This is a genomic window from Sphingomonas sp. FG14 (assembly GCF_057809675.1).
This window is the reverse complement of the sequence record NZ_JBMDKK010000011.1, coordinates 63339-87508: the sequence shown is the minus strand read 5'-3', so window position 1 is coordinate 87508 and position 24170 is coordinate 63339. Positions and strand designations below refer to the sequence as shown.

The window sequence follows — 24170 nt, the reverse complement described above, 5'->3', positions numbered from 1 at the left end:
CTGCCCCCATGGGCGGCGGATCCATTCCCCGGCGGCGGCTTCGGCCGCCGCCTTTTTTGTGTCCGGTTGCGGATGCCCGCGATGTCGCCCATGAAGCAGCCGACACACGGGCACGCGGGACTTAAGGCATGACACGGATCGGAATCATCGGAAGCGCGGGGCGGATGGGCAAGGCCATCGCCGATGCGATCGCCGCCACGGGCGCGACGCTGGCGGGCGGCATCGACGCGGGCGGCGATGCGCTGGAACTGGCCCGCGCCAGCGATGTGCTCGTCGATTTCTCGGTGCCCAGGGCGCTGGTCGGCAATGTCGGCGCGGCGGTGGCGGCGGGCGTGCCGATCGTGATCGGCACCACCGGGCTGGGGCCGGACGATCACCAGACCGTCGACGACGCCGCGCGCCATGTCGCGGTGCTCCAGACGGGCAACACCTCGCTGGGCGTCACGCTGCTCGCGGCGCTCGTCCGCCAGGCGGCGGAACGGCTGGGGCCGGACTGGGATATCGAGATCGCCGAGATGCACCATCGCCACAAGGTGGACGCCCCTTCCGGCACCGCGCTGCTGCTGGGGCAGGCCGCCGCCGAAGGGCGCGGCATCGATCTGGCCGCCAGCAGCGATCGCGGCCGCGACGGCATGACCGGCGCGCGCGCCGAGGGGCATATCGGCTTCGCGGCGCTGCGCGGCGGATCGGTCGCGGGCGACCATTTCGTCGTCTTCGCGGGCGAGGGTGAGCGCATCGAGCTCAATCACCGCGCCGAAAGCCGCGAGATCTTCGCGCGCGGCGCGGTGCGCGCGGCGCTGTGGCTGGCGGGCAAGCCGGCCGGGCGCTACCGCATGGCGGACGTGCTCGGGCTGTGAAAAAGGCCGATATCTTCGAGTTCTTCTCGCGCCTGCACGAGGATAATCCCGCGCCCGAGACCGAGCTTGAATATGTCAACACCTACACATTGCTCGTCGCGGTCGTGCTGTCGGCGCAGGCGACCGACGCGGGGGTGAACAAGGCCACGCGCCGCCTGTTCCAGGAGGTGACCACGCCCGAGGAGATGGTCGCGCTCGGCGAGGCGGGGCTGAAGCAGCACATCAAGACGATCGGCCTGTTCAACGCCAAGGCGAAGAACGTGATCGCCCTGTCCGAGATGCTGATCGCCGATCATGGCGGAGAGGTACCGGCGGACCGCGACGCGCTGGAACGCCTGCCGGGGGTTGGCCGCAAGACCGCCAATGTCGTGATGAACACCGCCTTCGGGGCGGAGACCTTCGCGGTCGACACACATATCTTCCGCATCTGCAACCGCACCGGCCTCGCGCCCGGCAAGACGGTGCTCGCGGTGGAAAAGGGGCTGGAGAAGAAAACGCCCCAGCCCTTCCGCCTGCCCGCGCATCACCTGCTGATCCTGCACGGCCGCTATGTCTGCAAGGCGCGCAAGCCCGAATGCTGGCGATGCATCGTCAGCGACCTTTGCGCGTTCAGGCCAAAGACACCTCCGCCGGCGCACGCTCGCGGATGAGCAGGAAAGGACGAGTCGTGACACGCGCCATCATCTTCGCCGCCGCCGCCTTCGCCGTCACCGCCACATTCGGCGCCGGATCCGCCCAGGCCCGCAAGGATCGGGGCGCCATCCCCGCCGCGACGCCCGCGGGCAAGGCGCAAAGCTGCATCCCGATCCAGCAGATCCGCGAAACGCGGGTGCACGGCGACAGGATCATCGATTTCCACATGTCCGGCGGCAAGGTCTATCGCAACACCCTGCCCTATGACTGCGGCTCGCTGGGCTTCGAGGAGCGATTCTCCTACCAGACCTCGATCAGCCAGCTCTGCTCGACCGACATCATCACGGTGATCCGCACGCCGATCTCGGTTTCCGGCCCAAGCTGCGGCCTGGGCCAGTTCCAGCCGGTCACGCTGGCGAAGAGCAAACCCAAGCGCTGAAAATCCCTCGCCAAGCGCGCAAGGCTTTGCTAAGCGCGCCGAAGCTTGCCGCCCGGCGTGCATGCACCCATAGCTCAGCTGGATAGAGCGCTGCCCTCCGAAGGCAGAGGCCAGAGGTTCGAATCCTCTTGGGTGCGCCACCCCGTCTACCGCGCGGACAATCCTGCAATTCCGATCGTCATCTCCCCCGAATAAAAGCGGGCCAGGCCGGATCATGACTGGCCGCGCCGAATGGAAAGCCGCCCGCCCCCAAGTCGCGCGAAGGAACGCGCCCGTGCGCAGGCGCCTTGCATCTTCGGCGAATCTGGACATCATGGCGCGGAATCGCGGGGGTAAGATGCGTATTCCAGTTTCGATTGCTCTGGCGGTCCTGATCGCCCACGGACCGGTTCATGCGCAGAAGGATCAGATCCAGCGCGGCCCCGCGCCGGCCTGGGCCGTTCCATCCGAACTCATGCCCGTGCCCGAGAACCCCGGCGGCCTTGTCTTCGTGCGCCGGCAGGACGCGCTGATCCATCTGGGGGAAAAGGGGCAGGCGCAATATCTCGGCTATCGCATCAGGATCGTCCACCCCAACGCGCTTCAGCTCGGCAATCTGTCGATCGGCTGGAATCCCATGTCCGGCAAGCCGACGGTGCACGTCATCAAGATCCATCGCGGGGGCGAGACGATCGACGTCCTCGCGAACGCGTCGTTCGAGATCCTGCGCCGTGAGGATCAGCTCGAAGCCGCGAAGATCGACGGCAACCTGACCGCGGTGCTCCGCGTCGCCGACCTGCGCGTCGGCGACGAGCTGGAATTCGGCCTGACCATCCCCACGAATGATCCCACGCTGGGCAACAACGACGCCGGCCTGATCCTGCTCGGCCCCGATCCCGCGCCCGGCCGTTTCCGGCTGGGGCTGAGCTGGGACAAGAGCCGCAATCCCAATCTGAAGATGACCCGCGACATGACGGACATCGCGCAAAAGGGCGAGCGGAGCGTCGAGTTCCGGTTCGACAATCCGGCGCTGCTGGTTCCGCCCAAGGATGCGCCGCCGCGATATCAATGGCAGCGCATCGTCGAATATAGCGACTTCGCCGACTGGGCCGCCGTATCGCGCCACTTCGCGCCGCTCTACGCCAAGGCGGCGGCGCTTCCCGGCGCATCGCCGATCAAGCAGGAGGCCAGCCGGATCGCCGCCGCGCATACGGACGCGCTCGACCGCGCGAGCGCGGCGCTGAAGCTGGTGCAGCAGGACGTCCGCTACATCTATGTCGGCCTCAACGGCGGAAACCTGACGCCCGCCACGGCGGACGAGACCTGGCAGCGTCGTTATGGCGATTGCAAGGGCAAGACCGTGCTGCTGCTGGCGCTGCTCGCCGAACTGGGGATCGAGGCGGAGCCCGTGCTCGTCAACAACAGCGGCGGCGATGACGGGCTGAACGAACGGCTGCCCAATCCCGGCATGTTCGATCATGTGATCGTGCGGGCGCGGATCGGCGGCGCGACCTATTGGCTGGACGGCACGCTTCCGCCCGTCGCTCCGCCGGCCGCCACGCCGGTATTCCGCTATGGCTGGGTGCTGCCGCTCAACCAGCGGGGCGGTTCGATCGAGCGCCTCGAATGGCCGCCGGCCAGGCGCCCGGACGAGATCAGCCTTTACGAGATCGATGCACGCGCGGGCTTCGACCAGCCGGCGCGGATGACGAACACCATGATCATGCGCGGCATCGCCGGGCTTCAGCAACAGGTCCAGTTCTCCGGCCTGACCAACGATCAACTGCTGAGCGGCCTGCGCCAGCAGCTTATTGGCAATTGGTGGCGGACGGTGGACGAGGTCAAATGGCGCTACGATCAGAAGGCCGGCGCGAGCGTGCTGACGATCAGCGGTACAGCGCAGATGGACTGGGAGGATGACGGCGAAGGCGCCAAATCGCTGGCGCTGCCCGGCGGCGGCTTCAGCCCGCCCGAAAGGCGGATGCGGCCCTCCGACCAGAATCAGGAAGTGCCATTCTACAGCAAGCCCGAATTTGATTGCCATGTGACGACGGTGCGCCTGCCGACCGCGACGAAGGCGGCCAACTGGTCGACGAAGTCCGGCTACGACACGCTCATGTTCGGCAGGAACTATTATCGCGCCTTCGAAATCCGCGACGATTCGATCCGGATGATCCGTGGATCCCGTGTCGACAGCCCGGAAATCGACGCGGGCACCGCGAAGCGCGACAATGGCCGCATCCCGGATTTCGATAACAGCAAGGGCTGGATCTCCTACGATCCGGCCAGCCGCAACGCCCCGGCCGGCGACCGGAAGAGCGTGCCGGCCACCTATGATATCGATTGGACGGCCGACACCGTCCCCTGCCTCTCCCCCACCGCGCTGCGCTGATCGCGGCGGGCGCGCTCAGAGTCTGTTTGGAAATGTGCGGAAGAGCACATTTCCTAGGCTGCACCGGCCCGCTCCCCCTGGACGACGCGGACGACAAGCCCGTCGCGGATCCATTGGCCGAGCTGCTCGCCCGCGATCCGGACCCCATCGCCCTCGCCGCGCGCGGCGACGATATGCGCGCAGATCGCGGGGAAAGCGGCGCCCGATCGCGCGAGGACCAGCGCGTCGCATTCCAGCGCATCGATCGCCCTGAAGCACGAGACGCCCTCCGCCCGCCACACCAGCGTCGCGCCCCTGTCGTCGCACCGTTCGGCGGCCGGCGGCGTCCGCCCGTCCGACAGCGCGGACCAGATCAGCGTGGCGTTGGTGGCGCGTTCGCCGATATCGATCGTCGGCGACAGGTGGAGCACGGCCCGGTCCCAATCGATATCCGCGATCGACGCGGCATCGAACAGATCATGGTCCGGCGCGACAAAAGCGTCCTCCAGCGCCAGTTCCAGCCAGGCCAGCTCGGCGACCTCCGCGTCGTCGGGGTGGAGCAGCGACAGAGTTCCGGGAAAGTCGCGGCCATAGGCGTCGAGCGTCCAGGCGCTGGGTGGCACGCGATCGACATGTGTGACGACCGCGTGATGGAATGCCGCCGCGCCGATCCATTGCCGCGTGCGCGGAAATCCGGTTTCGAGGCAGGCGGCGAGCTGGGCGCGATAATTATTCTGGTAGACGCGAAGCCCCGCCGCATGACCGGCCCAGACACGATCCATGTCCGCGTCGTCCCCGGTCCGCAGCCAGGCCGCGAAATCCCGCTGGAGCGCGATCAGGCTCATGCCCATATCACCGGCCGGCGCGCCGCGACGGCGCGCGCGACGTCCAGTTCGGCCAGAAGGTCCGGCAGCGGCGGGATATCGTCGTCGCGTTCGATCATCGTCGCAACCGGGCCGATCCTGGGCAGGACCTGCGCGTAGAGATCCCACACCGACGGCGGCACCGGCCGGTCATGCGTGTCGATCAGCATCCCGCGCCCCTGGCTGTGGCCGGCCAGGTGGATCTGGCGCACCCGGTCCATCGGAATCCCGTCGAGACAGGCGATCGGATCGAAGCCGTGATTGGCGGCGCTCACGACGATATTGTTGACGTCCAGCAGCAGGCCGCAACCGGTGCGGCGCGTCATCTCGTCCAGGAATTGCCACTCGCTCATCTCGGCGCCCGGAAAGTCGATATAGGTGGAAGGATTCTCGAACAGCATCGCGCGCGCCATCGCGCCCTGCGCGCGATCGATATTGGCGCAGACCAGATCGAGCGCTTCACGGGTATAGGGCAGGGGCAGCAGGTCGTGCGCGTTGAAGCCCTCGATCCGGCTCCAGCTCAGATGATCCGATACGAACAGCGGCTCGATCATGTCGGACAGCGCGCGCAGCCGCTTCAGATAAGCGGGATCGAGCCCGTCCGCCGACCCGACGGACAGCGACACGCCATGCAGCGCGACCGGATACGCCTCGCGCACGCGCCGCAGCACCTGGAGCGGGCGCCCGCCATCGACCATGAAATTCTCCGAGATCACCTCGACGAAATCGACATCGACCTCGTGCGCCAGGAAATGCTCGTAATGCGGCTTCCTCAGGCCGAGCCCGAAACGATGCGGGGATTCGATATCCATGTCCTTGCCTCATGATATGGAATGGCCCGGCCGCGTCGGCGCGGCCGGGCGCATCCGGTCATTTCGGTTCGGTCAGGCTGCCGCCCCCGGCCTTGCACTGCTTCGCAGTCACTTCCTTGAAGCCCTGCCCCTTGCAGTCGTTCAGGCCCCGGCAGTCATTCTTCGCGGTCTTGCAGTCCGACGTGCCCTTGCAACTGTTGATGCCATAGCAATGGACCTTCGCCGCGCCGGCCTTCGCGAAGGCGGGGGCGGTGGGCGCCGCGGCGGTCACGGCGATGACGGCGGCGGTGGCGGCGAGGCTGAGCCCCGTGCGGGCGGTGATCATCTGTTCACTCCTTGAAGACGGATTATGCCGAACTGGCATCCGACTCTTCGGAACAGCCGCGCGCGCGGTTACACGCCTCGCTGATTTATCAGCGATCACCAGCGCAGCAGGCGCGGCCCCAGCAACGCGCCGATCGTCGCGGCGAGCAGGATGCCCAGCGAATACCAGGTCAGCACGAAGATCGCCGACACTTCGGGGCAATGCAGGCAATAGACCATCGCCGCGAACGCGCCCGATGCCAGCCCCGCCGCCGCGCCCGCCGCGCGCAACCGGGTCGGCGCGAGGCGCCGGAATGACCAGAGCAGGCCGATGAAGATCGGCGCCGCCAGCGCCAGCACGCGCCAGGGGCAGGTTTTCCAGCTATGGCCCAGCCACATCGACAGCCACATCGCCTGGGGCGCGCGAAGCATTTCCGCGATGCCGAAACCGGCGAGCAGCACCACCGGCACCGCCAGCAGCCACAGCCAGCGTATGCCGCCCGTGTCCGGTCTGGCGAGCTTCAGCGTGGCGCCCGCCGCGAGCAGCGAGATCGACAGCACATAGCCCCATTTCATCCAGAAGGCGCCGCCGAGCATCGCCGCGCCCAGATCGGGCCGCACGCCCATGAAGATGATCATCAGCGCCGCCGAGACCAGCGCGCCGCCCAACAGCCCGATCGCGATCCGCCGCATCACCGGATGCCGGCTGACCGGCGGCACGTCTCGCGCGAGCTGTTCGATCAGCCGATCGGTGTTCACGGCCGTTCCCCCTGCACACGCGCGAACAGCGCCTTCAGCCCGCGATGGACGGAAACCTTCACATCGGATTCGCCGATGCCCGCCGCGGCGGCCGTCTCCGCGACGCTGTGGCCGTCGATGCGCGTCGATCGGATGGCGGATGCCTGTTTGGGCGGCAACGTCTCCAGCAATCCCTCCACATCCATCCGCGCATGGCTCGCCTCCACGAAATCCTCGGCGACCAGCATGTCCTCCAGCCCGTCCACCGCGACCAGCCGGTGGCCGCGGCGAAAATGATCGATCATCTTGTAACGGGCGATCGCAAACAGCCAGGCCCTGAACGGGCGGCCGCGATCATAAGTGGCGCGCCGCGTGTGAACGGCGATCAGCGTTTCCTGCACCAGATCCTCGATATCGTCCTCGCCGCCGCGCGCGCGCCGACGGTAAAAGGCGCGCAGCAGCGGAACCAGCGCGCGGAGCAGCGCGGCATGGTCGGCGGCGCTGCCGTCAAGGCCGCCGACCATCCACGCACGCAATTGATCCTCGCCAGTTCTCATTCACGCTCCCGCACGCATATTCGCGCCCGGCCGGCCGCCGGTTACAGCGGCGGCGAAAAATATTCTCCGGCCACGACCTGTAACCCGCGCCGCGCATTTTCCGAAGACCGGGCATGATCCGGATTCGAAGTGCCTCCCCCGGATCATCGTGGCCCGGTCCCGCTTCCGGCGATCGGGCCACGCACGAGGCCTATTTCACAAAGGAACAGATATGCGCACCACCCATGCAACGCTCGCCGCCGGCCTGGCGCTCGCCATCGCCGGCACCGCCGTCGCCACCAGCGCCTCCGCCCAGGGCAAACCCGCGATGGAAAAATGCTACGGCGTTTCGCTCGCCGGCAAGAATGACTGCAAGGCGGGCGCCGGGACAAGCTGCGCCGGCACCTCGAAGGTCGATTATCAGGGCAACGCCTGGACGTTGGTGAAGGCCGGCACCTGCACCGGCATCAAGACGCCCAAGGGCCCCGGCTCGCTGACGCCCAAGGCTTGAAAACCCGGTCGCGGGGGCAGCCAGCCGGCGGCCCCCGCCCCCCAGTTCCGGGAGGTTTCCCCAATGACGTTATCGCGATCGTTCGTCGCGCGCATCGGCGCGCTGGTTCCGGACGCGCTGCTGCTGCTCGTCGCGCGGCTCGGCATCGCCGGCATCTTCTTCCTGTCCGGCCGGACCAAGGTGGAGGGCCTGTTGACCATCACCGACACGACCTATGCGCTGTTCCAGACCGAATACCGGTTGCCGCTGGTGCCGCCGGACATCGCCGCCGTCGCAGCGACGCTGTCCGAACATCTGTTCCCGATCCTGCTCGTGCTCGGCCTGTTCACGCGTGCCTCCGCCGGCGCGCTGCTCGGCATGACGATCGTCATCCAGCTTTTCGTCTATCCCGATGCGTGGCCGACCCATCTGAGCTGGGCCGCGATCCTGCTGCCGCTGATCGCGCGCGGCGGCGGTGCATGGTCGCTCGACGCGGTCTTCACACGGGTTTCCCGGTCGCGCGCGCCACGGCCCTGATGCAGCCGATCGCGTCCTGCGCGGCGGGGGACAGGCGGGCGCCCCGGCGCGTGGTGATGCCGATCGTCGCGGCGGTGGCGTCGAGCGGGATCGGCAGGATCGAGACCTGCTTCATCGCCACCTCGCGCGCGGCGAGCGGGCGGGGATAGAATGCGACATAGCCATGGTCGCGGATCAGCAGCGCATTCGCGAGCAGCGACACCGATTCGATGGCGTGGCGCGGCGGATCGAGTCCCTCCGCCCTGAACGCGGCCTCCACCGGCGCGCGCAGCGTCGATCCCGCGATCGGCAGGATCCAGCGTTCCGCCATCAGATCGCGCAGCGCCAGCCGGGGCGCCGAACGCTGGCCGTGATCGGGCCCGGCGACGACACAGGCGACATCATCGACCAGCGCCTCCTGCGCCAGCCCATCCGGATCGCGCGACGGCGACAATCGCCCGACCACGAAATCGAGCTCGCCGCCGCGCAGCAGCGGCAGCAGCCGGTCGTTCGTCGCCTCAACCAGCGAGACCGACAGGCGCGGGCGATCCGCCCTGAGCCGCGCGATCGCGAGCGGCAGCAATTCCACCATCGCGGCGGCGAGCCCCCCGATCGCGACCTGCCCGCCCAGCCCGTCGCGCAGGTCGTCGACCTCCTCGCCCGCATAAGCGAGCTGCGACAGGATGATCCGGCCATGGCCGATCAGCGCCTCTCCGAAGATCGTGGGCCGGGCGCCCCGGCTCGTCCGCTCGAAGATCGGCGCACCGATCATCGCCTCCGCCTCCTGGAGCGTCTTGGTGATCGCGGGCTGGCTGAGATGAAGCGCGCGCGCCGCGCCGATCAGGTTGCCGGTATCCGCGATCGCGATGATCGCGCGGAAATGCCGGAGCGAAAGCGCCCTGGTCGAATGCGACAATGGCCGGCCCTCTCCATAAGCGATGATTATCGACTCGCACTGATCATAAACCAGTGTTGATGGCGGGCACAGGCACGGCGCTTGCCATTTCGTGAATTGCGCTATCACCAATCGCCATTTGCGGGCCGAAGCCGGCGGGTCCATCCACGCCTTTTGCACGGGAGCCCGCACCGATGCTGCACGACGACAATCTGACGGCCGAGCGCGCCACCTTCGTCACCCATCTCGAATGCGCCTATACCGGCGAGCGATACGAGGCGGATCGGCTGCACGGCCTGTCACGCGCCGGAAAGCCGCTGCTCGTGCGCTATAACCTCGCCGGTGTCGCGGCGGCGATGACGCGCGAGGCGCTCGCCGCGCGCCCCGCCGACCTGTGGCGCTATCGTGAGCTGCTGCCGGTGCGCCAGACGCGCAACGTCGTCAGCCTGGGAGAGAATGCGACGCCGATCCTGCCGCTGCGCGCGATCGGGCGCGAACTGGGCGCGAACGCGCTCTGGGTGAAGGATGAAGGGCGGCTGCCCACCGGATCGTTCAAGGCGCGCGGTCTGGTGATGGCGATCTCGATGGCGAAGGAACTGGGGGTGACGGCGATCGCGATGCCCACCAACGGCAATGCCGGATCGGCCGCCGCCGCCTATGCCCGCCAGGCCGGGATCGAGGCGGTGATCTTCTGCCCCGCCGATACGCCCGAGATCAACGTGCGCGAGATCGCGGCGCAGGGCGCGCGCGTCTATCGCGTGAACGGCCTGATCGACGACTGCGGCAAGCTGGTCGCACAGGGCGCCAAGGAACATGGCTGGTTCGATCTTTCGACACTGAAAGAACCATATAGGATAGAAGGCAAGAAGACGATGGGGCTGGAACTGGCCGAACAGCTCGGCTGGCGGCTGCCCGACGCGATCTTCTACCCCACCGGCGGCGGCACCGGGCTGATCGGCATGTGGAAGGCGTTCCAGGAGCTTGAGGCGATCGGCCTGATCGGTTCGGAGCGTCCCCGGATGATCGCGGTGCAGGCGGCGGGATGCGCGCCGATGGTCCGCGCCTTCGAAGCGGGCGAGCGCCACGCCATACGGTGGGAGGGCGCGGAGACGATCGCGTCGGGCATCCGCGTGCCGCAGGCGGTGGGCGATTTCATGATCCTGGACGCGGTGCGCGAAAGCGGCGGATGCGCCATGGCGGTGCCCGACGAGGCGATCGCGGCGGCGGTCGACGAGGTAGGCGGCAAGGAAGGCATTTTGCTCTGCCCCGAAGGCGGCGCGACCTACGCCGCCTATCGCCGGGCGCTCGCCAAGGGCATTGTCGGCGCGGAGGAACGCGTGCTGCTGTTCAACTGCGCCACCGGCCTCAAATATCCGATGCGGGACCGCTCGATCCTGCTTTGACCCCCATCCGCGACCGCCCATCCGCGCTTTGCGCTTGCCAAGCGCGCGGAAACGAAGAAGATTTCGAAACCATCGGCGCCGTAAAGAGGACGCATGGCTTCGCGATCGCTCCTGTCGCTCCCTTCGCTCGCGCTCCTGCTGCTATCGCTGCTGCTGGGCGCGTGCGAGAAACGGGCGGAACTGGAACCGCCGCCGCGCCTGACCGACGATTTCACGCCGCCCAAGCCGTCCTCGACGATCAGCGTGCCCGTCCGCTTCGATCTCGATCGGCTGCAGGCCGATATCAACCGCATGGCCCCCGCCGCGCTCTGGTCGATCGACGAACGCACCACCTGCATCCCGCCCGCGCGCGTCACCATCTGCGTGAAGCACGAGCGCAAGTGCAAGGGCGAGGAATGCCGCAACGTACCCTGCAAGATCGGCGTCGAGCGGCTGCGCGTTTCCCCGCCGATCAGTTGCCGCATCGTCGGCCGCGTGACGCGCGGCCCGATCCGGCTGAGCGGCAAGGGATCGGTGATCGCGCTCGCCATGCCCGTTCATGCAGAGATCCAGGCGCGCGACGTCGGCGGCGTGATCAAGCGCGAGACCGCGACCGGATCCGCGCTGGTGCGCGCCACCGTCCGCCTGGGCATCGACGGCAAATGGGATCCGACCGCCAAGGTCGATCTCGATTATGACTGGACCGATCCGCCCGGCATCGATTTCCTGGGCCAGCGCATCCGCTTCGCTCGCCGCGCCGACCGCGAATTGCAAAAGGTGATCGTCGGGCTGGAACGCGACCTGCCCCGCGCCTTTCCCAAGGGCGCGCTGCGCCGCGGCATCGCCGATGCCTGGCGCGACGCGTTCACGACGATCGAACTCAATCGCGAACGCCCGCCCGCCTGGATGCGGATCACGCCGCAGGGCGTGGGGTTCGAAGGGTACCGGATCACCGGCCGCGTGCTGGAGGCGCGGATCGCGGCGCGCGCGATCACCGAAACCTTCGTCGGCGGCCGCCCCGAAAATCCCGTGCCCGTGCCGCTGCCCGCGCCGCTGCGTGAACGGCCACAGGGCGGTCTCAATTTCCATATTCCGGTGATGGCCGATTATCGCGAGTTGGAACCCGTGCTGAAACGCGCGCTCGACAAGCTGGCGCGCAAGCCGATCACGCTCGAGACCATCGGCCCGGTCACCGTCGCCTTTGGCGGCGTCACCATCCACCCCACCACCGGCGGGCGGCTGGCGGTGGGCATAGAGGCCTCGGCGGACGCGGTGCGCGGCCCGCTCTCGGCGACACGCGGCAAGGTATGGCTGACCGGCCTGCCCTATAACGAACCCGGATCGGAGGTTGTGCGGGTGCGCGACCTGCAGATCTACGGACAGACAGACCGCGCGGTGATCGATCTGCTCGCCCGGCTATTCCTCGACAAGACGGTGATCGCGACGATCGAGGCCGGGCTCGTCCAGGATTTCGGCAAGGATTATCAGAAGGTGGTGACCGCCGCGCGCAAGGCGATCGCCGAGCGCCGCGAAAAGGGTTTCCTGCTGAAGGCCGAGATCCAGCACGCGCAGCACGGCCGCGTCCATGTGACCGGATCGGGTCTGTACATGCTGACCGAAGTGACGGGCACCGCGACGATCAGCCGCTTGCCTTGAGGACGGTACGATCATGACATGCGTCAGGATAGCGTGCGACCCCCTTCACCGTTCGGGCTTGGGGGCGCTGATGCGCCATCCCGCCACCCGCCTCCGGCGCAGGCCAGACCCTCACCGCTCGCAGCGCGCGACGCGGAAGCTGAGGGCGTCGCTTCCCGCCTCGGTGATGCCCAATATCGCCTCGGGCACGATCGGCTGCGATCCGGTGTCGAGCACCGCCTCCCCGCCCGTGCCGTCACGGCCATAGGAGAGGATCCAGCCCGCCTGCGTACGGCGGAGTTGGCCGAGCCGGTCGGGCTCGTTGGGCCAGTAGCGGCGGACGGTGGCATGTTTGGGATTGGAGCGGAATTCGCCAAGGTCGATCCGCCCGGCATCGTCGAGCGGCAGGCGCAGCAGATAGGCGCGCACCGCCGATCCGTTCGGATATCCGGGCGTTTTCGCGAGTTCCAGGCGGACGGTCTTCCAGCTCATATCCTCCGGCATGCCCGAGCGCCCGCCGCCGCGTAATACGGATAGATACGGAGGCTCCGGCGCCGGCCGATGCGGCCACCCCCTCCCAAGCGTTTCCGTAAACATGCGTAGAGACGGGGCGATGGCAGGCGCGATATCCTTGTCGCCATCGCCGCCTTTTCGATGGAGATGCGCCATGAAATCGATCCTGCTGCACATTCAGACCGATCCGGGGCTGGCATCGCGCCTGGATTTCGCGATCGACCTCGCCCAAGCGACCGGCGCGCATATCCGCTGCGCCCAGATCACCCCGTTCGACCGTTTCGTGGGCATCGACACCTTTGGCGGCGTCCATGTGTCCGAAGTGATGCTGGAGGAACTGCGCGAGGCCGAGCAACTGGAGCGCGCGCGGGTCGAGACGCGCCTCGCCCAGGAGGGGCTGTCCTGGGACTGGACCAGCCAGGACGGCGATATCGCCCATATGCTGATGGCGCTGGGCCGCCTGTCCGATGCGATCATCGTCAGCCGCGCCGATCTGGGCGGCAATGTGCTGACCCGGCCCGACGATATCGTGAGCGATGTCGCGATCCATTCGCGCACGCCGGTTTTCTCGGTGCCGCACGACCGGGGCTATTTCGAGGCCGGCCGCGCCGTGGCGATCGCCTGGAACGGTTCCTATGAGGCCGCGCACGCGCTGCGCTCGGCGGTGCCGCTGCTCCGCCTCGCCGGCGCGGTCCATCTGATCGAGGTGGGCCAGCCGGACGAGGATTTCCCGGCGCTGCTGGCCGCCGCCTATCTCCAGCGCCACGGCGTCACCGCGGCGCTGACGGCGGCCGAAGCGCCCGCGGGCGGCATCGGACAGGCGCTGCGCGACGCCGCGTCCGCGGTCGATGCGGGCTATCTCGTCATGGGCGCCTATGGCCATTCGCGGCTGCGCGAGGCGATCCTGGGCGGGGTGACGCGCGATCTGATCGCCCATGCGCCGCTGCCGCTGTTCCTTGCGCATTGAGCGGCACGATTTCGTGTTTAGAAGGAGGGCGTGAGTACGGGCCGAACCATCAGTGAAGCGCATCTGCGCTCGATCCTTTCCACCGTGCCCGACGCCATGGTCGTGATCAACAATCGCGGGCTGATCCTGTCGTTCAGCAGCGCGGCGGAGGCGATGTTCGGCTATGCCGAGCATGAGGTGGTGGGCGAGGATGTCAGCATCCTGATGCCCTCGCCAGACCGCGAGCGGCATGACGGCTATCTGGAACGCTATCACCAGACCGGCGAACGCCGCATCATCGGGATCGGCCGCGTGACGACCGCGCGGCGGCGAGACGGATCGACCTTTCCGATCGAGCTGTCGATCGGCGAAGCGCGATCGGAGGACGGGCAGATCTTCACCGGCTTCATCCGCGACCTGACCGAACGGCAAAAGACCGAGCGCCGGCTTCAGGACCTGCAGGGCGAACTCACCCATGTCTCGCGCGTGAGCGCGATGGGCACGCTCGCCGCGGCGCTCGCGCACGAGCTGAACCAGCCGCTGACCGCCATCGCCAATTACATGGAGGGCGCGCGCGACCTGGTCGGTGCGACCGATCCCGAAACCGTCGCGATGATCCGCGAGGCGCTGGACGAGGCGGCGCAGCAATCGGTGCGCGCCGGGCAGATCGTGCGCCGGCTGCGCGAATTCATCGCGCGCGGCGAGGCGGAGAAACGCATCGAGAGCCTGAGCAAGCTGGTGACCGAGGCCAATGCGCTGGCGCTGGTCGGCGCGGGCGAACAGGGCATCGAGGTGACGGTGTCGCTCGATCCCTCCGCCGATCAGGTGCTGGTCGATCGCATCCAGGTGCAGCAGGTGCTGCTCAACCTGATCCGCAACGCGATCGAGGCGATGCACGACGCCCCTGTCCGCCGGCTGGAGATCACATCGCGCGCGCAGGGCGAATCGCTGGTCCACATGATGGTGGCGGACAGCGGCAGCGGGCTCGATCCCGACGTCGCCGCCCGCCTGTTCGAACCGTTCCTGAGCACCAAGGATGGCGGCATGGGGCTGGGCCTGTCGATCTGCCGCACGATCATAGAGGCGCAGGGCGGGCGGATCTGGGCCGAACCCTCGCCGCTGGGCGGCACCGCCTTTCACTTCACGCTGATCGCCAGCACGCCTGCGGAGGCCGCGAATGACTGAGAAGATCGTCTATCTGGTCGATGACGAGGACGCGATCCGCCGTTCGGCGGGATTCATGCTGCGCACGTCCGGCCACAAGGTGGAGGCCTTCGAATCGGGCGACGCGTTCCTGAAGGCGGCGGGCAGCCTCGCGCCCGGCTGCGTGCTGCTCGACATCCGCATGCCCGGCACCGACGGCATGGAGGTGCAGGCGCGGCTGAACGCGCAGGGCATCGCGATGCCGGTGGTGATCATGACCGGGCATGGCGACATCAATCTGGCGGTGCGCGCGATGAAGGCCGGCGCGGTCGATTTCATCGAGAAGCCCTTTGAAAAGGCGGTGCTGATGTCCGCGCTCGAACAGGCGTGGCAAAGGCTCGAACAATCGGACCGGCGGCTGCTGCGCGCGGAGGAAGCGGCCATGCGGCTGAAGGTGCTGACGCCGCGCGAACGCGACGTGCTCGACGGGCTGGTGGAGGGGCTGCCGAACAAGACCATCGCCTATGACCTGGGAATCAGCCCGCGCACCGTGGAGATCCACCGCGCCAATGTGATGGCCAAGCTGGAGGTGAAAAGCCTGTCCGAAGCGCTGCGCATCGCCTTCGCGGCGGCGGATGCCGGAGGCCAGGCCGGGGCTTGATCCGTCCCCCTTCGCGGGCGTGATCTGACTCCGTCGATGACGAGGCCGTTCTTCCGGATGGCGGGTTAGAGAGCCCCCGGCCGCTTCCCCGCCCTTTTTCGCCCCTCGCACGTGGCGTGGCACGCCTTCATGCATTCGTCGCGCGCTGGCTTTTCGTCCGGGACGGGCAAGGCCATCATCCGCGCGCCGGCTTCGCTGCAGATGCGCGTCATCACCATGCGTTGCGGCAGCGCCGATGCCGGCACCGCCAGCATGACGAGGCCGACGAGAGCGGCGACCGACCCGGATCTAGATGGCATTGCTGAACCGCCGGGCGTCCGGCTGGCGATAGGTGTCGAAACCGGCGGCGATCGCGCGGGCATAGGGTGCGGCGTCCTCCGACAGCCGCAGCGTCGTGCCCGTCCATTCAGCCAGCCCGCGCGCGACGAAGGGCGCGATCCGCGCCTCCGTCTCGCCGCGATCGGAAAGGCCGGCGGTATCGGCCGCACCCGCGCACAGCAGCGCCTCGATGATACGCCCGCGCAGCCGGTCCTCGGCGGTGCGGAACAGCCCGCGCGAAACCGGCAGCCGCCCGGCGCTCACCATCATGCGATAGCGCCCGGCATTCTTCTCGTTCTGCAGGATGCGATCGGGGAACATGCTGATCGAACTGGCGCCCAGGCCGATCACGACCTCGCTGGGATCGTCGGTGAAGCCCTGGAAATTGCGGCGCAGCACTCCCGCCCGCGCGGCGCGCGCGATCGGATCGGCGGGCAGCGCGAAATGATCGAAGCCGATCGGCGCATAGCCGCTTTCCGCCAGCAAGCGGTGGCCTAGCCCGGCCTGCGCGAACCGCAGCGTTCCATCGGGCAGCGCCGCGCCGTCGATCCGGCGCTGGCGCGGGATCAGGTGCGGCACATGCGCATAGCCGAACAGCGCGATACGGTCGGCCTGCATCGCCACCGCCATCTCCAGCGTCTCGGCCAGTTCCTCCAGCCCCTGATGCGGCAGGCCGTACATCAGGTCGAAATTGATCGAGCCGATCCCCGCGTCGCGCAGCCAGCGCGTCGTGCGCTCGATCAGCCCGGCGGGCTGGACGCGGCCGATCGCGCGCTGCACCGGCTCTGCGAAAGTCTGCACGCCCAGGCTGACGCGTTCGGCGCCCATCGCGCCGAGCACGCCGGCCCATTCGTGCGAGAAGCCGCGCGGATCGATCTCGACCGACAGCCCGTCCTCCGGTGCGCCGAACGCGACGCGCAGCGCCTCCACCAGCGCGATGAAATCCGTCGGCGCGATCGCATTGGGGCTGCCGCCGCCGAACGAGATGCGCTGCAACCGCCCGCGCCCGCCCAGCCGATCGCCCACCAGCGCGATCTCGGCGGTCAGCGCCTCCAGATAGGCGGTGAGCCGCCGGTCCCGGTTCGCGGCGCCGGTGTTGCAGCCGCAATACCAGCAGATCTCGCGGCAAAAGGGGATGTGCACGTAAAGCGAGACCGGCGCGTCCGGCCCGATCGCCGCGAGCGCGCCCTCCAGCGCCGCCGCGTCGGGGCCGTCATGGAATTCGGCGGCGGTGGGATAGCTGGTGTAGCGCGGCACCGGCGTGGCGAGCAGATCGGGGTGATGGGTCCACATGCCGGCACCCTATCGCGCGCGCGCGGGCGCGCATTTGACGCAGGTCAAAAAGCTTCTTGGCCAGGATCAAGGAAGGGCCGGCCCGGTCCGCCCATGAATGGGGGACCAAGCAAGGAAGGACCATCGTGTCATGAGGAAACTGATCGTGTTGCCGGTGATCGCCGCCGGCCTGATCGCTCCCCCCGCCCTCGCCGAAAAGGGCGACACCTATCTGCGTATCCGCGGCATCGCCGTCACGCCCACCGAGCGTTCGGGCAGCGTGCTGCCAGGCTTTCCGGGCGAGAAAGTCCGCGTCAACGACAGCGTGATGCCCGAAATCGACGTGACCCACATGGTGACCGACCATGTCGGCGTCGAGCTGATCGCGGCGACCACCAAACATGCCGCCTCGGGCCGCACGGGCACCACCGGCACCATCGGCAGGCTCGCCTCCACCTGGGTGCTGCCGCCGACGCTGACGGTGCAATACCACCCGATCGCGAACGGCCCGGTGCGCCCCTATGTCGGCGCCGGCATCAACTATACGCTCTTTTATGCGGAGGACGCGTCCAAGGGGCTGGAAGCGGCGGTCGGCAAGACGAAGGTCTCGATGTCCGACAGCGTCGGCTACGCCTTGCAGGCGGGCGTGGATATCGATCTCAACAAGAAGATCTTCCTCAATCTCGACGCCAAATATCTCGATATCTCGACGGTCGCGACACTGCGCACCACCGCCGCCGGCACCCAGAAGGTGAAGATCGATCTCAATCCCGTCGTCATCGGCGTGGGAGTCGGCTTCCGGCTCTGACCGCCAGAACGAGCTCTCCCAACTGGGCCGGCGATCCTCGCCGGCCCATTTTTTTATGCGCGGGGTTCGTCCTCGTCGATCAGGATGCGGAGCGCGGCGCCGTCCATGTCGTCGAACTGGCCGCCGCGCAAAGCCCAGAAGAACGCCGCGAGCCCGGCAAGGCCCAGCGACAGCGCGATCGGGATCAGCAGGGCAAGACCGTTCATCGGGCGGCACTCCTTAAACGCAGGGCGTTGGCGACGACGATGATCGAGGATCCGGACATGGCGAGCGCCGCGATCAGCGGCGTCACATGGCCGGCGATCGCCAGCGGGATCGCGACCACATTATAGCCGATCGCGAGCACGAAATTCTGGCGCACCACGCGCATCGTCGCGCGCGCCGCGCGGATCGCGATGGGCACCGGCGCCAGCCCGTCGCCCAGCCACACCGTATCGGCGGCGCTCTGCCCGGCATCGCTGGCCGAGGCCGGCGCCATCGAGACATGGGCGGCGGCGAGAGCCGGCCCGTCGTTCAGCCCGTCACCCACCATCAGCACCCGCGCGCCGCCGGCGGACAGCCGCGCGAGTGCGTCGAGCTTGTCCTGCGGCAGCATGCCGGTCTGCGCGGTCAGCCCCAGCGCGCGCGCGACCGGCAGCACGGCGGCGGCGCGGTCGCCAGACAGGATCGAGCTCTGGATGCCCAGCGCGGCCAGTTCGGCGGGCAGCGCCTCCGCGCCGGGGCGCAGGCGATCCTCGAACAGGATCGTCACGGGTTCCTCGCCCTCAATCCCGAAGCGGCAGGCCATCGCCTCCCCCGCCTCGTCCGCGCGGCCCAGCGCCACCGCCTCGCCCTCGAACAACCCGCTAAGCCCCATGCCCGGCGTCTCGCCGATCGCGTCCACCTGCGCGGCGGGAATGCCCTCGCGCTCGATCGCCTTGCGCAGCGCCTGGCTCAGCGGATGGCGGCTGTTGCGCGCCAGGCCGAGGATCACGCTTTTCTGCCGCCAGTCCAGCACGGAGAGGTTGACGGGCTCTGGCCTGCCGAGCGTCAGCGTGCCCGTCTTGTCGAACACCGCGCGATCGGCCTCCGCCAGCCGTTCGAGCGCGGACCCGTCCTTCACCAGCACGCCCGCGCGCATCAGCGCGCCGCACGCGACGATCTGCGAAACCGGCACCGCCAGCCCCAGCGCGCAGGGGCAGGTGATGATCAGCACCGCCACCGCGATCATCAGCGACTGGTGCCAGCCCGCCCCGGCCATCATCCAGCCCGCGAAGCTGAGCAGCGCCAGCAGGTGGACGGCGGGCGCGTAATAGCGCGCCGCGCGATCGGCGAGGCGGACATAGTGCGAGCGCGACTGGGTGGCGTTCTCCATCATCCGCGCGATATCGGCGATCGCGGTATCCGGGCCGGCGGCGGTGATCCGCACCGTCACCGGCGCGTCAATATTGAGCGTGCCGGCATGGACGGCATCGCCCTCCCCCGCCGCCTGCGGCGCGCTTTCGCCGGTCAGCAGCGCGACATCGAAGCGGCTCGCGCCCTTTTCGATCACGCCGTCGGCGGCCAGCCGCTCGCCCGCCGCGACGATCATCCGCATGTTGGGCGCCAGGCTCTGCGCGTCGCGCCAGTTGGTGCCGCCGCTCTTGTTGAGCACGAGCGCGCCCGCCGCCCGATGCTTGAGCAGCGCGGTGACGCCGTCGCGCGCGCGATCGCGCATCACGCTGTCGAGCACGCGTCCGGTCAGCAGGAAGAACAGCAGCATCACCGCGCCGTCGAAATAGGCGTGCGGCCCGCTGTTGATCGTCTCGAACAGGCTGATCGCGCAGGTCAGCAGCACGCCGATCGCGATCGGCACGTCCATGTTGGTGCGGCCGTGCCGAAGCGCGGTCCAGGCGGACTTGAAGAAGGGCCGCCCCGAATAGGCGACGGTGGGCAGCGCGATCATCGCGGAAAGCCAGTGGAACAGGTCGCGCGTCGCACCCTGCGCGCCCGACCAGACCGAGACCGACAACAGCATCACGTTCATCGACGCGAAGCCCGCAACCGCCAGCGCGCGCAGCAGTGCGCGGCTTTCGCCGTCGTCCGCCTCCGCCACGGCGTCGCCCAGCGGCTGCGCCTCGAAACCGAGCGCGCCGATCGCGTCGCCCAGATCGGGAATGGTGAGTTCGGGCAAATGGCTGATCGTCACGCGCCGCGTGGTGAAATTGACGCGCGCCGCCGCGATCCCGGCGGTCAGCGCCAGCCCGTCCTCCAGCTTGAAGATGCAGCCGGCGCAGTGGATGCCCGGCACGGAGAAGACGGTTTCGCTGAGCGGCGCGGCGCCGGCCGGGCGATCGACCACGCTCATTTCAGGGTCTCCACTGCATGAAAGTCACGGCCGTCGCGGCCGACGGTGGCGTGCAGCAGCCAGCGCCCATCGGGCAGCGGCCGGGTGGCGCGCAGCCGCCCGGGTGCAACGGGCACGAAATCGAGTGCGATATCGGGCGCGCGGCCCAATGGATGGCGCGCGGTCGCGGTGGCGTGCGCGCCCGGTGCGTCGATATCGATCAGGACATGGCGCTGCGCGTCGAGGGACATCGCCACCGTCCAGCCCAGCGCCTTCTGCGCCGCCGCGTCCTTCAGCCAGCCGTTGAACTTCTGGCTGGCGACATAGCTATTGTCGACCACGGTGCCGCCGAAGCTGCCGACGGCGAGGCGCGCCATGGTGATATTGACCGCGATGACCACCGCGAAAAAGGCGATGAGGATCGCGGCCATGTGGCGGCCCGTGAAGGGGCGGGCATTGACGGGACGGGTCATGGCGTGGCCTCCGGACGTTCGAACTGGGCATCGCTGCGGCCGTGCCCGCCCTCGGCGTCGAGCGCGCGGACAGTGAAGCCGAAGGGTTCGCGGACGGTGCCCGACGCCGCGGCGCCGACGAAGACGCGCTGCTTGGCGACGCTGTCCGCCGGCACCTGGAGCCGGAGCGTGCGCGCATGTGCCGGGCGGGCGCCGCCCGTCCACAGCACCGCGCCCGCCAGCCCGTCCATGCCGATCTCCACGGTGCGGGGGCGCGCTTCCATGTTGCGGACCTTGACGGTGAAGCTGTTGCGGATCGTGCCATCGGCCAGCCGCACGTAGAGCGGGTTGCGATCCTGCTGCGCGCTGATGTCGAGCCGGGTGCGCGTGCCCAGCGCGAACAGCATCGCCGCGCCGATTCCGGTCCAGACCAGCAGATAGGCGATGGTGCGCGGCCGCAGCAGCAGCCGGATCACCGGCCGCGCGGGCGCGCCCGCGCGTTCGCGGTCCGCATCCTCGGCGGAGGCATAGTCGATCAGGCCGCGCGGCTTGCCGATCTGCGCCATCACCTTGTCGCACGCGTCGATGCACAGCGCGCAGGTGATGCAGCCGATCTGCGGTCCTTTGCGGATGTCGATGCCGGTGGGGCAGACGGACACGCATTGCAGGCAATCGATGCAGTCGCCGGTCTCGACCAGGCCGACCGTCTGCGCTTTCTTGATGCCATGGCCGCGCGGTTCGCCGCGCCAGTCCTTGTAGGTGACGATCAGCGATTTCTCGTCGAGCATCGCGGTCTGGATGCGCGGCCAGGGGCACATATAGATGCACACCTGCTCGCGCATGAAGCCGCCCAGGATGAAGGTGGTCGCGGTCAGCACCGCGATGCTGCCATAGGCGACCGGCGCGGCGTCGAGCGCGAGCAGATCCTTCAGCAAGGTCGGCGCGTCGGCGAAGTAGAAGACCCAGGCGCCGCCCGTCGCCACCGCGATCAGCAGCCAGATGCTCCATTTGGTCAGCCGCTTCGCGATCTTGGCCGGACCCCATGGCGCCTTGTCGAGCCGGAACTGGGCGTTGCGATCGCCGTCGATGAAGCGTTCGACATGCTGGTACAGATCGGTCCACACCGTTTGCGGACAGGCATAGCCGCACCAGGCCCTCCCCACCGCCGAGGTGACGAGGAACAGCCCGATCCCCGCCATCACCAGCAGCCCGGCGACATAATAGAATTCGTGCGGCCAGATCTCGATCGCGAACATGTAGAAGCGGCGATTGGCGAGATCGACGAGCACCGCCTGGTCGGGCGCATAGGGGCCGCGATCCCAGCGCAGCCAGGGCGTGACGTAGTAGATGGCGAGGGTGACCGCCATGATCGCCCATTTCAGGCGGCGATAGAAACCATCGACCGCCTTGGGATAGACGGCCTTGCGCTTCTCGTAGAGCGACGGCGCGGCCGGCTCAGCGCTTGACATCTGACTTCGCCGCATCCGCGACGGGGGTCGCGGGCGCATCGGAGACGGGCAGCGCGCCGAGCGCGGGCAGCGCCTCTCCACCGCCCAGCGAATGGACATAGGCGGCGAGCATCTTCACGGTCACCGGCCCCAGCTTCTCGCCCCAGCGCGGCATCACGCCGTAGCGCGCGGTGGTGATGGTCGCCGCGATATCCTCGCGGCTGCCGCCATAGAGCCAGATCGGATCGGTCAGGTTGGGCGCGCCGAAATCACGCAGCCCCTTGCCGTCCGCACCGTGGCAGACCGCGCAATTGTCGGCGAACAGCGTCGCGCCCCGGCGCGCGGCGGCACCCGGCTTCTCCTGTCCGGAGATGACGCGGACATGCGCCGCGAGATCGTCGATCTGCGCCGGCTTCAATATGCCGTCACGGCCGAAGGCGGGCATCAGCGACATGCGGGTCTGATCGTGATCCGGATTCCGGATGCCGTGCTCGATGGTATATTGCAGCGACTTGATGTCGCCGCCCCACAGCCAGTCGTCGTCGTTCAGGTTGGGATAGCCCTTGGATCCCGCCGCGCCCGATCCGTGGCACTGGACGCAATGCACCTTGAACGCGGCGCGCCCACCCTCGACGGCGGCGTGCATCAGCTCCGGATTGTCTGGCAGCCGGTCGATCGGCGTGGCGGCGAGCGCCAGCATGATCGGGGAGCGCTTCTTCGCCTCCGCCGCCATCTCTCTCTCGAAATCGCCGCGGCTCGACCAGCCGAGCGTGCCGCCGGTCGCGCGGTCGATCAGCGGCCAGGCGGGATAGGCGACGGTATAGCCGACCGCGAAGGCGATGCTGGCGTAGAAGGTCCACAGCCACCAGCGCGGCATGGGCGTGTCGAGTTCCTCGATCCCGTCCCATTCATGCCCCATGGTCTGGGTGCCGGTGGCTTCGTCGATGCGTTTTTCAGCCATTGTGACGATCCTCGAAGATCATGTGCGCCGCGTCGCGGTGGCGGGCGGAAGCGCCTTTGCGAAAGGTCCAGCCGACGAACGTGACGAAGAGCACGCTCATGAAGACAAGGCCCCAGCTATCGGCGAAGTGGCGAAGGGTGTCGTACAGGCTCATCGCGCCTGCTCCTGCGGGGCGGCGGCCTCGAAATCGACGAGCGTGCCCAGCATCTGGAGATAGGCGACCAGCGCGTCCATCTCGGTCAGCGTACCCGGCTTGCCGTCGAAATCGCGGACCTGCGCCTTGGGATAGCGATCCTTGAAGCCTTCGGATTCGAAGTCGGGATCGGCCTGCGCGCGCAGGTCGTCATTGGCCGCCGAGATCGCCTTGTCGGTATAGGGCACGCCGACCCGGTAGAGCGCGCGCAGATGCTGGCGCATGTCGCCCGCCTTCAGCTCACGCTCCGCCAGGAAGGCATAGGAGGGCATGATCGATTCCGGCACCACCGACTGCGGATCCTTCAGGTGCTGGACATGCCATTCGTCCGAATAGCGGCCGCCCACGCGCGCCAGGTCGGGGCCAGTGCGCTTCGATCCCCATTGGAAGGGGTGATCGTACATGCTTTCCGCCGCCAGGCTGTAATGGCCGTAGCGCTCCACCTCGTCGCGGAACGGGCGGATCATCTGGCTGTGGCAGTTGTAGCAGCCCTCGCGCATGTAGATGTTGCGCCCGGCCTGTTCGAGCGGGGTATAGGGCCGCACGCCCTCCACCTTCTCGATCGTGCTGTCGATCCAGAAGAGCGGCGCGATCTCGACGATGCCGCCGATCGCGACCACCACCAGCGACAGCGCGCCGAGCAGCGTGACGTTGCGTTCGATCTTCGCGTGGCTGAAGAATTTGCTCGCCATGACTGGGGT

Annotated in this window: 28 protein-coding genes and 1 tRNA gene; 13 read left to right on the top strand and 16 right to left on the bottom strand. The window is 68.2% G+C overall.

Features of this window, described 5'->3' with window-relative positions:
* Positions 1-128: 128 nt before the first annotated feature.
* The 5 genes from dapB (at position 129) to ACODTA_RS22135 (ending at position 4300) form a co-directional block, all read left to right on the top strand.
* Positions 129-857 carry a 4-hydroxy-tetrahydrodipicolinate reductase gene (gene dapB, locus ACODTA_RS22155; RefSeq protein WP_489068697.1) on the top strand — a complete coding sequence of 243 codons (729 nt, stop codon included), beginning with the start codon at positions 129-131 and terminating at the stop codon, positions 855-857.
* Positions 854-1507: an endonuclease III gene (nth, locus tag ACODTA_RS22150; protein WP_222989209.1), complete on the top strand. Its 654-nt coding sequence runs from the start codon at positions 854-856 to the stop codon at positions 1505-1507. Before dapB ends, nth begins: the two co-directional genes overlap by 4 nt.
* Positions 1508-1524: 17 nt before the next feature.
* On the top strand, positions 1525-1929 hold the full coding sequence (locus ACODTA_RS22145) for a hypothetical protein (RefSeq protein WP_489068695.1): 405 nt from the start codon (positions 1525-1527) through the stop codon (positions 1927-1929).
* Between the two features lie 63 nt (positions 1930-1992).
* Positions 1993-2069, top strand: a tRNA-Arg gene (locus ACODTA_RS22140).
* Positions 2070-2266: 197 nt separating this feature from the next.
* Positions 2267-4300 carry a DUF3857 domain-containing protein gene (locus ACODTA_RS22135; protein WP_489068693.1) on the top strand — a complete coding sequence of 678 codons (2034 nt, stop codon included), beginning with the start codon at positions 2267-2269 and terminating at the stop codon, positions 4298-4300.
* Positions 4301-4353: 53 nt separating this feature from the next.
* On the opposite strand, the gene ACODTA_RS22130 is transcribed toward ACODTA_RS22135, so the two are convergent.
* From ACODTA_RS22130 to ACODTA_RS22110, 5 genes are all read right to left on the bottom strand, one after another.
* Positions 4354-5124 carry an HvfC/BufC family peptide modification chaperone gene (locus tag ACODTA_RS22130; RefSeq protein WP_489068691.1) on the bottom strand — a complete coding sequence of 257 codons (771 nt, stop codon included), beginning with the start codon at positions 5122-5124 and terminating at the stop codon, positions 4354-4356.
* A complete protein-coding gene (gene bufB / locus ACODTA_RS22125; RefSeq protein WP_489068689.1) occupies positions 5121-5954 on the bottom strand; it encodes an MNIO family bufferin maturase in 834 nt (277 codons plus the stop codon). Before bufB ends, ACODTA_RS22130 begins: the two co-directional genes overlap by 4 nt.
* Positions 5955-6012: 58 nt before the next feature.
* Positions 6013-6279 (bottom strand): BufA2 family periplasmic bufferin-type metallophore, encoded by a 267-nt coding sequence (gene bufA2, locus ACODTA_RS22120; protein WP_489068687.1) that lies wholly within the window; start codon positions 6277-6279, stop codon positions 6013-6015.
* A 95-nt stretch (positions 6280-6374) separates the two neighbouring features.
* The gene (locus ACODTA_RS22115; protein WP_489068685.1) at positions 6375-7016 is read right to left on the bottom strand and encodes a DUF1109 domain-containing protein; all 642 of its coding nucleotides are present in this window, start codon (positions 7014-7016) and stop codon (positions 6375-6377) included.
* The gene (locus ACODTA_RS22110; RefSeq protein ID WP_489068683.1) at positions 7013-7552 is read right to left on the bottom strand and encodes a sigma-70 family RNA polymerase sigma factor; all 540 of its coding nucleotides are present in this window, start codon (positions 7550-7552) and stop codon (positions 7013-7015) included. The genes ACODTA_RS22115 and ACODTA_RS22110 overlap by 4 nt, the downstream gene beginning before the upstream one ends.
* Positions 7553-7763: 211 nt before the next feature.
* Between ACODTA_RS22110 and ACODTA_RS22105 the strand changes: the two genes are divergently transcribed.
* Positions 7764-8042 (top strand): BufA1 family periplasmic bufferin-type metallophore, encoded by a 279-nt coding sequence (locus ACODTA_RS22105; RefSeq protein WP_489068681.1) that lies wholly within the window; start codon positions 7764-7766, stop codon positions 8040-8042.
* 63 nt (positions 8043-8105) lie between these two features.
* Positions 8106-8558 carry a DoxX family protein gene (locus ACODTA_RS22100; RefSeq protein ID WP_489068679.1) on the top strand — a complete coding sequence of 151 codons (453 nt, stop codon included), beginning with the start codon at positions 8106-8108 and terminating at the stop codon, positions 8556-8558.
* On the opposite strand, the gene ACODTA_RS22095 is transcribed toward ACODTA_RS22100, so the two are convergent.
* Positions 8521-9453, bottom strand: coding sequence for a LysR substrate-binding domain-containing protein (locus ACODTA_RS22095; protein ID WP_489068677.1), 933 nt, complete (start codon positions 9451-9453; stop codon positions 8521-8523). The two genes, ACODTA_RS22100 and ACODTA_RS22095, sit on opposite strands and share 38 nt — an antisense overlap.
* 173 nt (positions 9454-9626) lie before the next feature.
* Here ACODTA_RS22095 and ACODTA_RS22090 point away from each other — a divergent pair, with 173 nt between their 5' ends.
* Together ACODTA_RS22090 and ACODTA_RS22085 are read left to right on the top strand one after the other, a co-directional pair.
* The gene (locus tag ACODTA_RS22090; protein ID WP_489068675.1) at positions 9627-10835 is read left to right on the top strand and encodes a threonine synthase; all 1209 of its coding nucleotides are present in this window, start codon (positions 9627-9629) and stop codon (positions 10833-10835) included.
* 93 nt (positions 10836-10928) lie between these two features.
* On the top strand, positions 10929-12470 hold the full coding sequence (locus tag ACODTA_RS22085) for a DUF4403 family protein (RefSeq protein ID WP_489068673.1): 1542 nt from the start codon (positions 10929-10931) through the stop codon (positions 12468-12470).
* A gap of 111 nt (positions 12471-12581) precedes the next feature.
* Here the strand turns inward: ACODTA_RS22085 and ACODTA_RS22080 are convergent, their stop codons facing one another.
* A complete protein-coding gene (locus ACODTA_RS22080) occupies positions 12582-12953 on the bottom strand; it encodes a hypothetical protein (protein ID WP_489068671.1) in 372 nt (123 codons plus the stop codon).
* 163 nt (positions 12954-13116) lie between these two features.
* Between ACODTA_RS22080 and ACODTA_RS22075 the strand changes: the two genes are divergently transcribed.
* The 3 genes from ACODTA_RS22075 to fixJ are packed head-to-tail and all read left to right on the top strand — an operon-like array spanning position 13117 to position 15712.
* The gene (locus ACODTA_RS22075; protein ID WP_489068669.1) at positions 13117-13929 is read left to right on the top strand and encodes a universal stress protein; all 813 of its coding nucleotides are present in this window, start codon (positions 13117-13119) and stop codon (positions 13927-13929) included.
* A 30-nt stretch (positions 13930-13959) separates the two neighbouring features.
* The gene (locus ACODTA_RS22070; RefSeq protein ID WP_489068667.1) at positions 13960-15093 is read left to right on the top strand and encodes a sensor histidine kinase; all 1134 of its coding nucleotides are present in this window, start codon (positions 13960-13962) and stop codon (positions 15091-15093) included.
* Positions 15086-15712: a response regulator FixJ gene (gene fixJ, locus ACODTA_RS22065; protein WP_489068665.1), complete on the top strand. Its 627-nt coding sequence runs from the start codon at positions 15086-15088 to the stop codon at positions 15710-15712. The genes ACODTA_RS22070 and fixJ overlap by 8 nt, the downstream gene beginning before the upstream one ends.
* A 65-nt stretch (positions 15713-15777) precedes the next feature.
* On the opposite strand, the gene ACODTA_RS22060 is transcribed toward fixJ, so the two are convergent.
* Positions 15778-16011, bottom strand: a complete 234-nt coding sequence (locus ACODTA_RS22060; protein ID WP_489068663.1) for a hypothetical protein — start codon at positions 16009-16011, stop codon at positions 15778-15780.
* The gene (gene hemN / locus ACODTA_RS22055) at positions 16001-17323 is read right to left on the bottom strand and encodes an oxygen-independent coproporphyrinogen III oxidase (RefSeq protein WP_489068661.1); all 1323 of its coding nucleotides are present in this window, start codon (positions 17321-17323) and stop codon (positions 16001-16003) included. Before hemN ends, ACODTA_RS22060 begins: the two co-directional genes overlap by 11 nt.
* A gap of 130 nt (positions 17324-17453) precedes the next feature.
* On the opposite strand from hemN, the gene ACODTA_RS22050 reads away from it, so the two are divergent.
* A complete protein-coding gene (locus tag ACODTA_RS22050; protein WP_222989197.1) occupies positions 17454-18110 on the top strand; it encodes an OmpW/AlkL family protein in 657 nt (218 codons plus the stop codon).
* A gap of 53 nt (positions 18111-18163) precedes the next feature.
* On the opposite strand, the gene ccoS is transcribed toward ACODTA_RS22050, so the two are convergent.
* From ccoS to ccoO, 7 genes are read right to left on the bottom strand one after another with little or no spacing between them, the layout of a single operon-like run.
* Positions 18164-18316 carry a cbb3-type cytochrome oxidase assembly protein CcoS gene (gene ccoS / locus ACODTA_RS22045; protein WP_489068659.1) on the bottom strand — a complete coding sequence of 51 codons (153 nt, stop codon included), beginning with the start codon at positions 18314-18316 and terminating at the stop codon, positions 18164-18166.
* Entirely contained in the window at positions 18313-20436 is a 2124-nt protein-coding gene (locus ACODTA_RS22040; protein WP_489068657.1) for a heavy metal translocating P-type ATPase, read from the bottom strand. The genes ccoS and ACODTA_RS22040 overlap by 4 nt, the downstream gene beginning before the upstream one ends.
* Positions 20433-20888, bottom strand: coding sequence for a FixH family protein (locus ACODTA_RS22035; protein WP_489068654.1), 456 nt, complete (start codon positions 20886-20888; stop codon positions 20433-20435). The genes ACODTA_RS22040 and ACODTA_RS22035 overlap by 4 nt, the downstream gene beginning before the upstream one ends.
* Positions 20885-22336 carry a cytochrome c oxidase accessory protein CcoG gene (gene ccoG, locus ACODTA_RS22030; protein ID WP_489068652.1) on the bottom strand — a complete coding sequence of 484 codons (1452 nt, stop codon included), beginning with the start codon at positions 22334-22336 and terminating at the stop codon, positions 20885-20887. The genes ACODTA_RS22035 and ccoG overlap by 4 nt, the downstream gene beginning before the upstream one ends.
* Positions 22323-23276, bottom strand: coding sequence for a cytochrome-c oxidase, cbb3-type subunit III (ccoP, locus tag ACODTA_RS22025; protein WP_489068650.1), 954 nt, complete (start codon positions 23274-23276; stop codon positions 22323-22325). The genes ccoG and ccoP overlap by 14 nt, the downstream gene beginning before the upstream one ends.
* Positions 23269-23430, bottom strand: a complete 162-nt coding sequence (locus tag ACODTA_RS22020; protein WP_222989191.1) for a cbb3-type cytochrome c oxidase subunit 3 — start codon at positions 23428-23430, stop codon at positions 23269-23271. The genes ccoP and ACODTA_RS22020 overlap by 8 nt, the downstream gene beginning before the upstream one ends.
* Complete coding sequence (gene ccoO, locus ACODTA_RS22015) at positions 23427-24161, bottom strand: cytochrome-c oxidase, cbb3-type subunit II (RefSeq protein WP_489068647.1); 735 nt, start codon at positions 24159-24161, stop codon at positions 23427-23429. Before ccoO ends, ACODTA_RS22020 begins: the two co-directional genes overlap by 4 nt.
* Between the last annotated feature and the right edge of the window lie 9 nt (positions 24162-24170).